Origin of the sequence: Chryseobacterium sp. ISL-6, assembly GCF_018613715.1 — a bacterium.
In the GTDB taxonomy this organism is placed as follows: Bacteria; Bacteroidota; Bacteroidia; order Flavobacteriales; family Weeksellaceae; genus Chryseobacterium; species Chryseobacterium paludis.
In genome coordinates, this window is sequence record NZ_JAGGPT010000006.1 from 307,518 (window position 1) to 323,587 (window position 16,070).

A 16,070-nucleotide genomic window follows, 5' to 3' on the forward strand; every position below is an offset into this window, starting at 1 on the left:
TTGTTGTAAGACTTTTATATTTTTTAATCCTCTGAAATTTGAGTAGAAATTAAAAGTTTAAACAATGGAAACGACAATCATTATAAAAGAAGATTCCCTATGGAATAGGATTAGCGAGTTTTCACTAGATGCTGCGGAAGCTAGCTTTCCCTTTTCAAGGAAATTAGCAAAAGAAGAAAATTGGACCTTAGATTTTACCCAAAAAGCCATAGAAGAGTATAAAAAATTTGTTTATCTGTGTTGTATTTTGCCCAATGGGGCTTCGCCAAGTGAAATAATTGATAAAGTATGGCATATGCACCTTATTTACACACAAAATTATTGGGAAGACTTTTGTCCGAATATCTTAAAAAGAAAGCTTCATCATCATCCTTCCAAAGGAGGCTATACTGAAAAATTAAAACACGATGATTGGTTTAATGGTACCTTAAAATATTACAGGGAAATATTTCAATATGAGGCTCCTGAGGACATCTGGAAAAATCACGATAATATAAATTCTAAAAAACACTGGATTAAAAGGCTGTACCTGTCTCTTTTACTTCTAACTCCATTTTTGTTTTCCTCCTGTTTAGGGCAGGTTATCAGTGTTTTAAGTCCTATTATTCTAACAATAATTGCAGTATTGGGATTTGGATATTTAATTTTCTTACTTCAGGATAATGGTAAAAACAATCGCTCGACCAATGATGGCGGGGGTGGTTCAAGTTGTGGTGGAAACAGTTGCAGTGGAGGAGGAGACGGAGGCGGTTGTGGAGGCGGATGTGGAGGATGTGGTGGTTGTGGAGGCGGGTAAAATGCAATCGTTGTGTCATGAAAAAGTTACTATTTAACTCAGCGTCAAGTATAGTTGGTATGATCTGGCTTCTCTTTGAACATCAGACTTTTAATCCTATTTCTTTAAAAGGTTCCGAGTTTCTGAAGTTTTATTTAATTGTTTTATTAGGATTTTATGCCTCAATGATTATTCAAAAATTATCTGGGAGTAAAATTCCGAAATCAACATTTTATTTTCTGATTTTCATTTTGTTTTTAGGAGTGGTAAAATTGATCAAAGGTTTGGTTTTAGCAAAACCTGTAAGATACCTTGTGATGCTGTTGATCACAGAATGTATTATGATCTATGGATATAATTTAAACATAAACAATAAGAAATAAGCTTATGGTAAGAACATTTACCGAAAAAGAGAAAAGTATTTTATATAAAAATATTCCTTTACAGAAACAAGGACATAATGTAAGTTGGGAAACAGTTCTCTTCATCATTTTGAATATCATCCTTTTTACATTTAGCCTTAAAGTGATTCTTTTTGACCATAACCCTTTTTCAGCAGAGGGCGAAGATGATTTGGCGTCCTTTTTTTATTTTTTTGTCGGTTTTATACTACTCTGTGTGATTTCTTTTTTAGTAATAGTTGCCCTGTTCATTTCTATAAGAGGACTTATAGTGTATGTGAAATATGGAAAATATGCCGTACAAAACATTTACCATGTTGCAAGAATAGAAGTTATTCAAGGAAGAAATGATGAAGATTTTATAATACAGATTTTCAATACTAAAGACGTGAAAATAGAGATAAAGGTATACCTGAAAATATATGTTGAATCATCTTTTAAAACGGATTTTCTGGAAGAGATTGAAAAATACAGAATGTCTGGTTCTCAGAATATTGATATTTCTTTTCAGAAAGTCTTACGGATAACAGAGTCTAAAAGCCCCTCTCGGATGGCTTACATCAATTCTAGTGATTTTTCTACAGATATAAAGTTGGATTCTGATCAGGAAATAGACTCTTTTCATGATTTTTTGAAAACAAAGTACGATCTCATTTATAGCCTGAGAACGAAGGAATTACTTTTTATAAGTTTTTCAGGGGAGTCTATAGAAAAGCAAATCGATATAATTGTGAAAGATGTTGAAAATAAAATTGTCTACTATGTTGATTTTGAATAATTTAAAATGAGAAGACTAACTTTATAACGATGTCTTGTAATCATATAAAAAAGGCCTGAAATATTTCAGACCTTATTATTATTCATTACTCAGATTCATTCTCTGACTGTTTATTTGAGTCGTATTTCTCTACCATAATGTAAGTCATCATAATTAAGAGGAGACTTAGTATAAGATGTGATCTTTCCGGATTTACAATAGCTTGATAGATATTATAGCCTAAAACGGAAGATACCACAGCAATTAATATTTGATTTGTAATAGTGTACTGGTTTTTTAAAGAAGTTTTCATAGTGATTGATTTTGTTAATATTTACAGAGTAAGTATCATTTCTGAAAACATGTTACAAAAATTATTAGTTTAAAAACTAAGCAATAACTCCACTTCCTAAAAGTTCATCACCAATATACCAGGAAGCAAACTGTCCTTCAGCAATTGCAGATTGAGGCTCCTCAAATTCCATGTAAAATGCATTTTCAAATTGATAGATAATAGCTTTCTGAAGTGCCTGTCTGTAACGGAACCTAGCCATTACTTCCATGCTTTCTCCGTTCTTCAGTTTTAGATCCTCGCGAACCCAATGAAGTTCAGAATTATCAACCTTTAGAGCTTTTTTATGCAACCCTGGGAAACTATGTCCTTCTCCTACAAAGATGATATTGTTTTCCATATCTCTGGACACGATAAAACAACTTTCTTTATGCCCACCTATTCCTAAGCCTTTGCTTTGTCCGATCGTGAAAAATTGAGCACCTTGATGCTTTCCAATTACTTTTCCATCAGATTTTTTATAGTTGATCTTTTGAGCTAAGTAGTCTAATTCTTCTTCTTTAGAAGAAAACCCGGGTTTTTCTTGTGAGAATAAAGGAGAATCACTGAAAATTTCCACAATTTCACCCTCATTAGGCTTTAATTGTTGTTGTAAAAATTGAGGTAAACTTACTTTTCCAATAAAACATAATCCCTGAGAATCTTTTTTATCAGCAGTTACCAAACCAATTTCTTTTGCAATTTCTCTAACCTCAGGTTTTGTAAGTTCACCAATTGGGAATAATGCTTTAGATAATTGATCCTGATTCAGCTGGCAAAGAAAATAAGACTGGTCTTTATTGTTATCTTTTCCTGCTAAAAGATGAAAAATTTCTTTTCCGTTTTCATCAAAAGTTGAATTTACTCTTGCATAATGACCTGTTGCAACTTTATCAGCACCTAAAGACATTGCTGTTTTCATAAAAACATCAAACTTAACCTCCCTGTTGCATAAAACATCTGGGTTCGGAGTTCTTCCCTTTTCATACTCTGCAAACATATAGTCTACAATACGCTCCTTATAAAGTTCACTCATATCAATAACCTGGAAAGGGATTCCAAGTTTTTGAGCTACCATTAATGCATCATTACTGTCCTCTATCCAAGGGCATTCATCTTCTAGAGTTACGGATGCATCATTCCAGTTCCTCATAAACAAAGCCACTACTTCATGACCTTGCTGTTGCAGCAAATATGCTGTAACACTGGAATCTACACCTCCCGACAATCCTACAACTACTTTCATAATATTTTTGATAGAGTTTTTATCTCTATCTTAACGGGTGCAAAATTACAACAATCCTTTTCGCAAAAAAAGTTATAATTTTAAACATTGATAAAAACGATAGTATATGAAATCACGGTGTGCCAGATTAAATACAAGCACCTATCAAGATAAGTGATTCCATGTGATCATTAAAACAATTAATTATCCGCATATGAAAAAAATAATTATTCCATTGATGTTGATGTTTTCACTATCAGTCTATTCCCAGGTTTCGGTAGGAACTCCTTCAGTAGCAGAAAGTAACCGATGGACTTTTGGTGGTGGTATTGGATTAGGCTTCGGCAGTAATAGTGCATTTTATCTACAGGCTTCTCCCAGAGTAGGCTACAGACTTACTGAAGATCTTGAAGGTGGAGTTATAGGAAGTGTTTCCTGGCAGACTTCAGATTATTACAGATCAACAATGTTTGGAGTAGGACCTTTTGTCAATTATTATTTTGCGAGGTCTTTTTATGTAGGGGCAAACCTGCAACATTATTTTATTGATTATAAAGATAAGTTTTACGATTTTAAAGATAACAGGGAAGAAACAGCTCTTTATCTCGGTGGTGGATATATGCAGCGGATCGGAGGAAATTCTTTTATGCAGTTGGGACTGATGTATAATGTTTTATGGAAAGAGAATTCAAGTATTTTTTCAAGTGGTTTAGTTCCTAATATTGGATTTGTTATAGGATTGTAATAACCTGATTAGAATTAAAACTAAAGATTATAAAAACAAAAAGCACCGAATTTTTCGGTGCTTTTTGTTTTAACAAAATTATTTATTATTGTGAAGACTTTTCAGTCGTCTTTTTTGTTTTATGAGCTTTACCGGTTAATCCGTCTTTAGCTTCATTAACATCCAAAATGATGGTTTCTCCCTCATTTAATTGTTTGTTTACCAACATTTCAGCTAATAAATCTTCAATGTATTTCTGGATTGCTCTCTTTAATGGTCTTGCACCGAAATCTTTATCCCATCCTTTTTCTGAAATAAAGTCTTTTGCTGCATCAGTTAAATCAACTTTATATCCTAATTTTTCAAGTCTGCTGTAAAGCTTGTTCAATTCAAGGTCAATGATTCTCTTAATATCACTTTGCTCAAGAGAGTTAAAGATCACGATATCATCAATTCTGTTCAGGAATTCTGGAGCAAATGCTTTTTTAAGTGCATTTTCAATTGTACTTCTTGCTCTTGTATCTGTATTTGACTTTTTAGCAGAAGTTCCGAATCCTACGCCATCCCCGAAATCTTTAAGATCTCTGGTACCAATGTTTGAAGTAAGGATGATAATCGTATTTCTGAAATCAATTTTTCTACCTAAGCTATCAGTAACATGACCCTCATCTAAGATCTGTAAAAGGATATTGAACACATCAGGGTGCGCTTTTTCAATCTCATCTAAAAGAACCACAGCATAAGGTTTTCTTCTTACAGCTTCCGTTAACTGACCACCTTCTTCATATCCAACATATCCCGGAGGCGCACCTACCAATCTCGATACCGCGAATTTTTCCATGTATTCACTCATATCGATTCTGATCAATGCTTCATCTGAGTCGAAAAGCTCTCTTGCCATTACTTTTGCAAGCTCTGTTTTACCAACACCAGTTGTACCCAGGAAGATAAATGTTCCAATTGGACGATTCGGATCTTTCAGACCAGCTCTGTTTCTTTGAATAGCTTTAACTACTTTTTTCACAGCGTCTTCCTGTCCGATTACTTTTCCGTTTAGATTATTATCCATTTGAGCTAATTTATCAAGCTCATTTTTACCAACCTTGGTTACCGGAACACCACTCATCATAGAAACCACCTCTGCAACATTTTCTTCTGTTACGGTTTCTTTTTTCTCTTTTACATCTTTATCCCACTGGTCCTGAGCGGCATTAAGTTCCATTTGAAGGCGTTCTTCTTCATCTTTTAGCTTTCGGGCTTCAAGATAATCCTGAGCCTTAACAGCTTTCTGCTTCATTTCTTTGATATCTTCAATTTTCTTTTCAAAATCAATGATTTCAGTAGGGACTTTCATATTTTTAATATAAACACGAGAACCTGCTTCATCCATTGCATCAATTGCTTTATCTGGTAAGAAACGGTCTGTAATATATCTCGATGTCAAATTGACACAAGCTAATATTGCTTCCGGTGTATAAATCACATTGTGATGCTCTTCATACTTATCTTTGATCTGATTTAAAATCTGAATGGTTTCTTCAATATTAGTTGGCTCCACCATAACTTTTTGGAACCTTCTTTCCAATGCTCCGTCTTTTTCAATATACTGACGGTATTCATCTAAAGTAGTTGCCCCGATGCATTGGATCTCTCCTCTTGCTAAAGCAGGCTTGAACATGTTGGATGCATCTAAGCTTCCTGTAGAACTTCCTGCACCAACAATAGTATGAAGCTCATCAATGAATAAGATTACATCACGGTTCTTTTCAAGCTCCGTCATGATTGCCTTCATTCTTTCTTCGAATTGGCCACGATATTTTGTTCCTGCAACTAAACTTGCAAGATCAAGGGTAATGACTCTTTTACCAAAAAGAACTCTTGAAACCTTCTTCTGCTGGATTCTTAAAGCTAAACCTTCCGCAATAGCAGATTTACCAACTCCGGGCTCTCCAATAAGAAGTGGATTGTTTTTCTTTCTACGAGAAAGGATCTGAGACACACGCTCAATTTCTTTCTCACGACCGATTACAGGATCCAGTTTCCCATCTCTTGCCAAAGAAGTAAGGTCTCGACCAAAGTTGTCAAGGGTAGGAGTCTTGCTTTTTGCAGAACCTAAGTTTCCTGCAGGCTTTCTCATTTGCTCAAATTCCTCTCTTTCATCATCGTCGTCGTATGCACTCATTTGAGGTGCCTGCCCAGAATTTTTAAGCATTGTTTGATATTCTCTTGAAACTCCTTCATAGTCAATATCATAGGCTCCTAATATATTGGAGGTTGGGTCTTCATATTTATATAGAATACCCAGAAGTAAATGAACGGTATTAATTTCATTACTTTTGTATTGTCGGCATTCTAACTCTGCACGTTTAACAGCATGATCTGCCATTTTAGTGAAAGAAATATTGGTTACCTCCTCAGAAATAGGATTAAGACTTGTTGTATTTAGAGTTTCAATTTTTCTTCTGATTTGTGTTAAATCGGCATTAAGGTTTTGAAGGATTTCTTTTGCAGAGTTTTCTGTTTTTATAATACCTAAAAGTAGATGTTCTGTATTAAGAAATTCACTTTTCAGCCTTTTAGCTTCATTTTTGCTCTGTTTGAACACTTGGCTCAAACCTTGTGAAAACTTATAATCCATAATATATCTCAATTAGAATAAAGATAGAATTATCTTTTATTCATTATTCTAAATTACAAATATTTTACCAAAAATCAATTAATGACTTTATGGCAGAAAAAAGTTTTATTATCTTATTGAAAATGACTAAGTTTGTTTTCTTTAAATTTTCCTTATGAGTCCCGAAATTGCTACTTATGTTGGATATTCTGCCTCGCTTTTTATAGTGTTGAGTTTTATATTGAAAGATGTAAGAAAAATCAGAATCGTAAATATGGTGGGCTGTATTTGTTTTGTCATTTATGGTATTTTTAGCGGAATGCTTTGGCCGGTCATCATACCAAATGGGTTAATCTGCTTCATACAAATTTATCATTTGATTGCAGGAAAGAAAAATTAATGAAAAAGAAAATAATTACTTCTGCCTTTAGCAACCTGTATACAGATCAACGAATAGAAAAGGTATGCAGGACTTTATATGAAAAGGGATACCAAATCGAGCTGATAGGAAATAACTGGGGTGGAGCCGAGGAAATGAAGCGGCCATACTCTTTTTTCAGAATACCTTTACTGTCAAAAAGTTTAAAAACAGCTTATTTCGAATTCAATTGGAAGTTATATAAGGAATTAAAAAAGAAAGCTGATCAGAATACAATTCTCCACGCTAATGATATAGACGCTTTGCTTCCCAATTATCTTATTGCTAAACGGCTAAATATTCCCTTAGTTTTTGATAGTCATGAAATTTTTTCTGAGATGCCGGCAATTCAAGGCAAAATGTCACAAAAAATGTGGCGTAACCTGGAAAAAAATATAATTCCAAAATTGGAATATATGATTACAGCTAGTGGAAGCTATGCAAAATGGTTTAAAAAAAAATATCTTGTGAATCCTGTGGTTATTCAAAATGCACCCAGAAAAATAGATTTCACTATAGAAATTCCAGAGAATAATCCGAAAATACTGTTATATCAAGGAGCAATAAACCCGTTTAGGGGAATTGAAAAGGCAATTATGGCAATGCATCACCTAGAGAATGTAGTATTTAAAATTGCAGGTGACGGACCAAGAAGAAAAGAATATGAAGATCTGGTCGTTCGTGAGAATCTCCAACAAAAAGTCCGGTTTTTAGGAAAGCTCCTGCCTGAAGATTTGAGAAAAGTTACTCTGACTGCCGATGTCGGGATGAGTATTGAAGAAAATGGAGGGGATAGCTATTTATATTCTTTACCCAATAAAGTATTAGACTGTATTCAGAGCAGGGTTCCATTAATTATGGCTAGTTTTCCTGAGATGCAGAATATTAAAAACCAGTTCGATGTTGGAGAGCTTATTAAAGATCATCAACCTGAAAATATAGCTGCGGCGGTGCAAGCCGTTTTAAATAAAGGAAGAATAGGATATTTGGCAGAATTAGAAAGAGCTTCCAAAGTCCTTTGTTGGGAAAATGAAGAAATAAAGCTGTTGGAAGTTTTTGAAAAAGCATCCAATAAATAATCCTTACAAAATTGGTATCTTTGCATAAAGAATTGTTGAAAAATGACCATTAAAGAAAAACAACAGGAAATAATTGACGAATTTGCATTTCTTGAGGACTGGGAACAGAAGTATGAATACATAATTGACCTGGGTAAAGATTTGAAAGGTCTTTCTGAGGACAAAAAGACAGATGATAATCTTATTAAAGGTTGTCAGAGTAAAGTTTGGATCGATGCAGAATTTAAAGAAGGGAAACTTTTTTTTGATGCAGATTCCGACGGTATTTTGCCAAAGGGGATCGTTTCTTTGTTGGTAAGTATTTATAGTGGTCATTCTACACAGGAAATCTTAGATTCTGATTTTCAGTTTATCTCAGAAATCGGATTGCAGGAGTTTCTTTCTCCTTCCAGAGCTAATGGTCTAATGGCAATGACCAAGCAGATTAAATTTTACGCCGTGGCTTACCAACTGAAGTCGTAGTTGTGACAAGAATTTTAGCATATCGTTTTTCCGCTTTTGGTGATGTTGCGATGACAGTACCTGTCTTTCGTGAGTTTCTTGAACAAAATCCCAATGTAGAAATTATAATAGTTTCCAGAAAAAATTTTGAAAGCTTATTCTCTGATATCCCAAATGTTATATTTAAAGGAATTAACCTCGATGATTATAAAGGTTTTTTTGGATTAAATAGATTGGCAAATGAGCTTATAAAAGAATTTCATCCTGATTATATTGCGAATCTGCATGATGTGATCAGAACAAAAATATTGGATAAGATTTATAGAAGAAAAGGCTATAAAGTATTTAAAATCAACAAAGGAAAGGAGGAAAAGGAAGTACTTACAGATATTTGGAATCTTAATAAAGTGCAATTAAAGCGTACTGTTGAGCGATATGCTGATGTATTTAGAGAAATGGGATTTAAGGTGATATTATCCAATCAGTTGAGGCCAATCGCAAAAAAGAAGTCCGGAATAGGATTTGCCCCATTTGCTCAACATAAAGGGAAGATGCTTCCTTTAGAAAAGTCTTATGAACTGGTGAAGATTTTGTCTCAAAAAGAAAAGGTGTATTTTTTTGGTGGCGGAAAAAATGAAACTGATACTCTTGAGAAGTGGGAAAGTGAAATTCCTAATACCCAGAGTTTATCCGGAAAATTAAATCTTAAAGAAGAACTTAACAAGATTGCAGAATTGGAACTCATGATTTCAATGGATTCAGCCAATATGCATTTGGCAAGTATTGTTGGGACAAGGTGTGTTTCCATATGGGGCTCCACTCATCCTTATGCTGGGTTTCTTGGATTTGGCCAGAGTGAAAATGATGTTGTTCAAATAAAAGATCTCACCTGCAGACCTTGTTCTGTATTTGGAGATAAAGAATGTTTTAGAGGAGATTGGGCTTGCCTGGAAGAGTTGAACATTCAGAAGATCATTGAAAAAATCTGATCTGATGAAAGTTTCTATCTGTATCCCTGTGTATAATTTTGATGTCCGGGAATTGGTCTCAAACCTGATAAAAGAAATTAATGCACAAGATTATGATGCAGAAATCATTTTAATAGATGATGAATCTGAAATAAAATTCAAAGATATAAATAAAGACCTTCACAATCAGGTCGACCAATTGATCTATCTTGATAAAAACATAGGAAGATCACAAATTCGTAATTTATTTCTTACTTATTCTAAAGGAGATTATTTACTTTTCCTCGATTGTGACGGAAGAATAATTGAGGAAAATTTTTTAACAGACTATATTCAATTCATACAGGAAAACCCATCTACAAAGGTTATTTACGGGGGTAGAAGTGTATCGGCAGAACTTCCTGATCAGAAACATTTTCTACGATGGAAATTTGCAACAGAACGTGAAAATCTACCTGTAGAACTTCGGATTGAAAAACCATATCTGAGCTTTCAGACCAATAATTTTATTATAAAAAAAGAAGTGCTTGAAAAAGTTCGATTCAATCCTGAATTTCAAAAATACGGATATGAAGACCTGCTCTTTGCAATGGATTTAAAATCAGAAGGAATCGTAGTTGATCATATTAAAAATCCCATTTTTAATAATGATTTAGAAGATAATAGAGTCTATCTGGAAAAAGTAAAAGAGTCTGTGGAAAGTTTATCTCAAATGCTTAAAGACCACCAGTTAAGCTTAAAACTGTCTGAGATTAAGCTTGTAAAAGCCCATAATGTAATGAATAAAATAGGGTTAAAAAGCCTCTTCAAGTTTTTTTTCAGGATGAATAAACGAAGGATAGAGCAGAGCCTTTTGAAGGGAAACGTAAGCCTTAGATATCTCGACCTTTACAAACTTGGATTACTTTTAGATAATCCGGATTCTTAAAAACAATTTAATTTTATTTGATTGATTCTAAAAATGTAATTAAAAAAAAGCATTGTCGGAGTTAAATAACAATGCTTTTTCTATTGATGGATAGGTTTATCTTACAACTTCTAGTGGAGATCCCTTTTTAGGACGGTGAAGTACCAATTCATAAATCTCCGTACTATGATCTTTAAGCCTTGCCTGTAAAGCAGATTCATCTTTACTTTTTTCATCAGTTCTTATTAAAGAAACCATTCTGCCATTTCCATAAAAAACCATTTTATAATTGTCTACGGGTAAAACTTCAACAATGTTTTGGATGGTTGCTGAGGTTTCTGACTGATCCTTTTTACTATCAGAGGAAGAGAGATACAATGCTTTATCAATTTCAGCATCTCTTATTTTGGTTTTTGTAAAGAAACTGCCAGTATCTTTTTTCTGAAGAATATCCCTGAAGTTATTATATGTATCTAAAACTTCTTTAAGTAATGCGTCTTTATCTTCGTTCAACAAAACCGTTGATTGAGACCATCCAGTTACCTGGTAAGGAACATCAGAGTTAAAATCCCAGGTTTGAGTAATCTCCTTTGCGGGTTTGTTTTCATCTGTATTAAATTTACAGTCTACAACCACATCATAATCTGGCGAATCGAAAGAAGCATATTTTAAAATCCTGAATTTATAATATTTAAGTTCATTTTCATCCAATTCTTTATCAGACTTAAGAACGATCTTAACGGTCTGTTTACCTGACCCTAAAATCTCACGATTAATAGGTAAGGTAAGAGATGTACCACCGTTTTTATAATAATAAGCAACCAGGATATCATTGATATAAACCTGAAAATCGCCTGCTGCATCAAGGCTTAAAGCATATAAAGGATGAGAAGCCATAGTCTTTGTCATTTTTTTTTCGTTATTATTCGTATTGAGATTTGATGTGTGGGTTATTGTATCTTTTTTTTGGCAGCTTATGATGTTAAATAACAATAGACCAAATAATATCTTCCTGTTCATTTTATTAAAATTTATTTTCTTCGCCTTCTCCAAAAGTCATACTTACCGGGTTTCCTGAATAGCTTGGTATCAATTTAAAAGGATCCAGAGTTTCGGGGCCTTTGTTTTTGGAATTTCTTTTCATGGAAAACTTATAATAAACGGTAACCATAAGCCCCGAGAACTTGGTTGTAAAATCAAGCTTATTTCCCCAGTCAAAATTTGGACTTGCCGTTATTTTAAAAGAACAATCTGCTCTTACACCAGCCTGAAGTTCTATTTCCGGGAATTTTTCGATCTGCTTAGCACTCATAGTAAGGCCCAATTCAAGTTCAAGCTTACCTCCAAGAGTTCCCGAAAGAGTTAGATCTGTATCAAACTTATTTCCTTCTTTTGCGTCATTCCATTTTACGTATGCTTCTTCTATTGCTAAATTAGCATAAAATATCAAATCTATACGGTAGGTGATGCTTAATGCATCCATCGAAATCTTTTCAATCAACCAAGTCGTGAGGTCTAGAAAAGTAATAAACTTTCCATAAACCGGGATCTTATCCGCTAAAGCCAATAAATCAATTTTAAGTTCACCACCGATAAGGGGAGAACACTTTGCCTTACCAGCAAGTTCCAGGCCTACAGAGTCTCCTGTTTTAGCGAATTTCCAGCTGATCCCAACAGATGGGGCAGGAGCCAGGAGTGAAAGGCTCATCATGCTTCTTCTTCCAGCCAAAGATGGAGGTAGAGATTCTGCACCTTTTCTAGCATCTTTTGCTCCGGCAATATCATCAACAGTATCATAGATAGATTTTAGAATGCCAAGCATCTTACGATACTTCTCAGCAAATTTCCAGCTTAATTCGTGAGAAACCCCGCTATTATATGAAACCTTGGCTGATAACCCGTAGCTGCCTTTCATATCGCCCATAAAGCGGTTAGCTGCTGTGCCTATCTTTTTTTGCCCGTCTTTTTTATTTTTATTTTCATTTCTTTCTTCTCTTCTTAATTCTGCTAGTGAGATTACATCTCCTTTAGTTTTAAGATCTTTTACAGATATTGTATCCCTGGTCGCTTTACTCTCAGTCCCATAGATATTGTATGTAGGTTCAGAGTTCCCATACCATACCGGATCTGAAGTGTTATAAAAAAAGTTTAATGACCATTCAACATCTGGAAATAGCCTTAATTTGACTAATTGATTGGGATAACGACAGGTAGAAATAGGGACAAAATAAGTCTGTATTTTGTCCTTCGACAGCCAGAAATAATTGGCAAGCCATACTTCTGTTGCTGGCACATCGCTAAATTCTTTACTTCCAATAGCGATGGTTTTATTATAAATATAATCAAGGTTTAACTGGAGTTTATTTTCTCCTATGTAATTGTAATCAGTATTTTCTGTCCATCCTTGTACATCAGCAACATTTTGAGAAGGAGCTTTAGTTTCGTCCGCATAAACATCAGTATCATTTGCCTGTGTAGAGTCATTTTTAACGGAAGGTATTTTACCTGTATAATGTGGTATCAATACCTTATCTAATAAAAAGACATGCTTTGGAATATTGTGTTTTTCATCTTTAGGAAGTAAAACACCTGTGCATAAAACGTTTTTATTCTGAAGGTTATCCAATGTAATGGTTACCTTTTTCTTTTCCTTATCACCAGTGATAATATCAAAAGTATTTTTGGTGTTATCTATTTTGTCTTTTGCATCTTCATCAAAGATAACATACGGACTACGCTTTTTATCAGATTCATCGGCTACGGTTATTTTACTGTATCCACAGGGATCATATTCTTTTTTAAGATATTCAATATCTCCAATGTACTGAATCTGATTATTTTTTTGTTTTTCAAATTCACCAAATAGAGCACTCATGTCATTGTAAGGAACCAATAGATCAGGGGAGGTATTAAAGATCCATTTTCCTTTTTCCATTCTGCCCCAGTTTGACGTGTCCTTTTGAGAGTCGTATGCTCCTTCCTGAGACAAAAAACCTTTTGGAAGTAAAACGGGTCCTGTAAATCCGACATAGCCTTTTAATCTAAGAAAGAACTGTTCATCCTTCTTTTCTTTGTTGTGGTTTTTTTGCCAGTCAGGATTTAGTTGAAATTTTAGAGCTTTTACTGAATTGTAAACAAATGGCCCAGGACTGGTGATTTCTACTCTTTCCTGTTTAGAAACAACTTTACCCTTGTTAATAAGTTCGACATCAAATATGAATTTTGAAAGATTATTATTCCAATCAGGAAGTAAATGAGTATATACTTCTACATCTACTGTTTGCCCATACAGAGCTTTTTTCTCATTATTTGTTAAAGGGATATATCCGGTTTTTGGAAATTTAAAATGACAATATAGAACCTGTGGTTTATCTACAACCACGACTCTTAAAACCTCATTCCCATCTGCCTCCGGAAAAGTGCTGTAGGGAATTAAAAGATGGATAACACCTATGCTTTTGGAATTTGTTTGAATATCTCCAGTGCTGAATACCTTATTATTTCCCTCAAACAGTTTATAATCTTTATTTTCTTCATTTTGAGTTTTTATGGTGTTAAAAAACTCATTAGGACCAAGGGTTGGATAAAGCTGTTTATAGGCTGTCCATATATGTTCTCTTATAAGAAACCATTTGACCTCTTTCATGGTAGATTCCGGATTACGCGTGCCTTTTCCAAGGCAGGTTTTATCCAGATAGGCTGTGAAAGAATTCTGCGAGTGACCTAGTTCCACAATGAACCCGGTACCATATTTTTTAACGTTTTCTTTCGGCTCTTTGATCAGTGCCTTTTTAATTCCTGCTGTACCCATACCTAAAATCCAAATTTATACATGTCCTTCGCATTATATTGTGACATATCAATGATAGGATTTACATGAGGCTGAAGTTCTTCGTCAGCGTTTTTAATGTTGCTTTGGGATGGTTCTCCGATCTGTCCTGTTTTAATAATACTTATGCAGTCTTTGCCTCCAACAGGGCAGGTGGCCTTGCTGTCTTCCAATAAAATATAACCGTCTGGTGGAGAATATTTTTCCTTTTCATAGTAACCACTCCATTCTGTAACGATGGCAACGCAAGGAGTATTAAGCTTCTTTTTACACGAACCAAAGCAGTTTTTTTCAAAAGTGGGTCCTATATCTTTATGAGTGGCAGCAAGTTTAGAACTTCCATTAAGATCATTAATGAAATATTTCTGTTGCGTGAGTACCATTAATTTATCTGGAGTAGTACCAAACTGGCATTGGCACAAGGCTCCCTGTACTACTTTTTCTTTTAAAGGCATATTAATATAATTTGTGTGGTCTGTAAAATTAATGTTTTTTATACAAATGGATTTTTACCAGTCATTCTCATATATGTTTTTATAGAATCCCCATTTATTAGGCTCTGATATAACTAAACCTCCCGTAATAAAAGGACTCTCTTTGCTTAATTCCTTATGTTTATAATCTTCATTATTGAGTTGAAATTGAGTGTAATTTATTTTTTTCACTAAAGTTTTATTTCCTAAGGAATCATTGGTGAAAACTTCAAAATAAGCTCTCGTATGCATAGGAAAATGATGATATAAGTCCAAATCAAAAATAACATGTAAAGACATAAAGTAAGATGACGGGTCTGGATGATTTTTAGGAATAAAGTAAGGGTCTGCAGGCATTTCCTCACTCTTGAACTCTATCACAAAAGAATGGTAGCCGGTTGGGATCTTATTGATTGTTTGAAGTCCGGAAAATCTAATTGGAAATTGATAAGGAATTACCGAGAGAAATAAAGCTGTTTTTGCTTTTCTGGTTTCTCCGTAATCAATGAATTTAGAATGGAAAAAAAGGTTCCAAAACCAATCATATTGAAGACTTTTTTCCAGGTCCGTTTTATTATCTATTTTATGATCAACTGATGTGAAAAGATCAGTAAGAGGTTTGCTCGAGTATTTTTGTGATAGTTTAGATTTTTCATCTTTCCATCGTTCTTTAATCTCTTCCAAATTAGTGATTTCATTGGTGCCGATACCTTTTTCATTCAGGTGAGTTTGAATAGGGTATAAGGCTTTTGATATTGAGTCTGCTAAAATTTCACTGATATTGTCGGGCTGATGCTGATTATAGAAAATATTTTTTTTGTTAATCGTTAAAACACCCTTATTATATTCAAGATTTAGATCTGCGGTTGCCTCGTAATCAATTCTTTTTGATGGGACTTTCTCATCATAGGAATAGTATTTAATTGAGATGCCATAGTTTCTGGGTTTCAGTCCCAAAGGATTGATTCTAAGTGTATTTAGTCTCCTTAATATTTCTTTTTTTGACATTACGATGCCCATAACCATATCATTTTAACCTGTCAAACATTAGTTGTAATAATCAAATTTAATGAATTGTTTGTAAAATCTTTAAATTTTTAAAAGGAGAGTTAAATATAGTGTAGA

The 16,070-nt window shown here is 34.0% G+C and carries 16 protein-coding genes; 9 read left to right on the forward strand and 7 right to left on the reverse strand.

The features are described 5' to 3' along the window. Positions 1-64: 64 nt before the first annotated feature. The 3 genes from J7E44_RS12200 to J7E44_RS12210 are packed head-to-tail and all read left to right on the forward strand — an operon-like array spanning position 65 to position 1,954. Positions 65-796 carry a glycine-rich domain-containing protein gene (locus J7E44_RS12200; protein WP_214830020.1) on the forward strand — a complete coding sequence of 244 codons (732 nt, stop codon included), beginning with the start codon at positions 65-67 and terminating at the stop codon, positions 794-796. Positions 797-813: 17 nt separating this feature from the next. Further along, positions 814-1,158, forward strand: coding sequence for a hypothetical protein (locus J7E44_RS12205; RefSeq protein ID WP_251040567.1), 345 nt, complete (start codon positions 814-816; stop codon positions 1,156-1,158). A gap of 4 nt (positions 1,159-1,162) precedes the next feature. Continuing rightward, positions 1,163-1,954, forward strand: coding sequence for a hypothetical protein (locus J7E44_RS12210; protein ID WP_214830026.1), 792 nt, complete (start codon positions 1,163-1,165; stop codon positions 1,952-1,954). A gap of 85 nt (positions 1,955-2,039) precedes the next feature. On the opposite strand, the gene J7E44_RS12215 is transcribed toward J7E44_RS12210, so the two are convergent. Then, positions 2,040-2,246, reverse strand: coding sequence for a hypothetical protein (locus J7E44_RS12215; RefSeq protein WP_214830029.1), 207 nt, complete (start codon positions 2,244-2,246; stop codon positions 2,040-2,042). A 76-nt stretch (positions 2,247-2,322) separates the two neighbouring features. Continuing rightward, positions 2,323-3,510 carry a tRNA 2-thiouridine(34) synthase MnmA gene (gene mnmA / locus J7E44_RS12220; RefSeq protein ID WP_214830045.1) on the reverse strand — a complete coding sequence of 396 codons (1,188 nt, stop codon included), beginning with the start codon at positions 3,508-3,510 and terminating at the stop codon, positions 2,323-2,325. A 193-nt stretch (positions 3,511-3,703) separates the two neighbouring features. Here mnmA and J7E44_RS12225 point away from each other — a divergent pair, with 193 nt between their 5' ends. Then, positions 3,704-4,234, forward strand: a complete 531-nt coding sequence (locus J7E44_RS12225) for a hypothetical protein (protein WP_214830048.1) — start codon at positions 3,704-3,706, stop codon at positions 4,232-4,234. 85 nt (positions 4,235-4,319) lie between these two features. On the opposite strand, the gene J7E44_RS12230 is transcribed toward J7E44_RS12225, so the two are convergent. Then, on the reverse strand, positions 4,320-6,851 hold the full coding sequence (locus J7E44_RS12230) for an ATP-dependent Clp protease ATP-binding subunit (RefSeq protein WP_214830050.1): 2,532 nt from the start codon (positions 6,849-6,851) through the stop codon (positions 4,320-4,322). A 154-nt stretch (positions 6,852-7,005) separates the two neighbouring features. On the opposite strand from J7E44_RS12230, the gene J7E44_RS12235 reads away from it, so the two are divergent. From J7E44_RS12235 to J7E44_RS12255, 5 genes are read left to right on the forward strand one after another with little or no spacing between them, the layout of a single operon-like run. Beyond that, the gene (locus J7E44_RS12235; RefSeq protein ID WP_214830053.1) at positions 7,006-7,230 is read left to right on the forward strand and encodes a uroporphyrinogen decarboxylase; all 225 of its coding nucleotides are present in this window, start codon (positions 7,006-7,008) and stop codon (positions 7,228-7,230) included. Then, the gene (locus J7E44_RS12240) at positions 7,230-8,327 is read left to right on the forward strand and encodes a glycosyltransferase (protein ID WP_214830056.1); all 1,098 of its coding nucleotides are present in this window, start codon (positions 7,230-7,232) and stop codon (positions 8,325-8,327) included. The genes J7E44_RS12235 and J7E44_RS12240 overlap by 1 nt, the downstream gene beginning before the upstream one ends. Before the next feature lie 42 nt (positions 8,328-8,369). Continuing rightward, entirely contained in the window at positions 8,370-8,789 is a 420-nt protein-coding gene (locus tag J7E44_RS12245) for a SufE family protein (RefSeq protein WP_214830059.1), read from the forward strand. A gap of 2 nt (positions 8,790-8,791) precedes the next feature. Beyond that, positions 8,792-9,757: a glycosyltransferase family 9 protein gene (locus J7E44_RS12250; RefSeq protein ID WP_261510578.1), complete on the forward strand. Its 966-nt coding sequence runs from the start codon at positions 8,792-8,794 to the stop codon at positions 9,755-9,757. Positions 9,758-9,761: 4 nt separating this feature from the next. Then, positions 9,762-10,664, forward strand: a complete 903-nt coding sequence (locus tag J7E44_RS12255; RefSeq protein WP_214830062.1) for a glycosyltransferase family 2 protein — start codon at positions 9,762-9,764, stop codon at positions 10,662-10,664. 96 nt (positions 10,665-10,760) lie between these two features. Here the strand turns inward: J7E44_RS12255 and J7E44_RS12260 are convergent, their stop codons facing one another. The 4 genes from J7E44_RS12260 to J7E44_RS12275 form a co-directional block, all read right to left on the reverse strand. Next, positions 10,761-11,552, reverse strand: a complete 792-nt coding sequence (locus tag J7E44_RS12260; protein ID WP_214830065.1) for a hypothetical protein — start codon at positions 11,550-11,552, stop codon at positions 10,761-10,763. 115 nt (positions 11,553-11,667) lie between these two features. Further along, entirely contained in the window at positions 11,668-14,454 is a 2,787-nt protein-coding gene (locus J7E44_RS12265; protein WP_214830067.1) for a hypothetical protein, read from the reverse strand. A gap of 2 nt (positions 14,455-14,456) precedes the next feature. Next, positions 14,457-14,927, reverse strand: coding sequence for a DUF4280 domain-containing protein (locus J7E44_RS12270; RefSeq protein ID WP_214830069.1), 471 nt, complete (start codon positions 14,925-14,927; stop codon positions 14,457-14,459). A gap of 54 nt (positions 14,928-14,981) precedes the next feature. Continuing rightward, positions 14,982-15,965 (reverse strand): hypothetical protein, encoded by a 984-nt coding sequence (locus J7E44_RS12275; protein ID WP_214830072.1) that lies wholly within the window; start codon positions 15,963-15,965, stop codon positions 14,982-14,984. Positions 15,966-16,070: the final 105 nt, after the last annotated feature.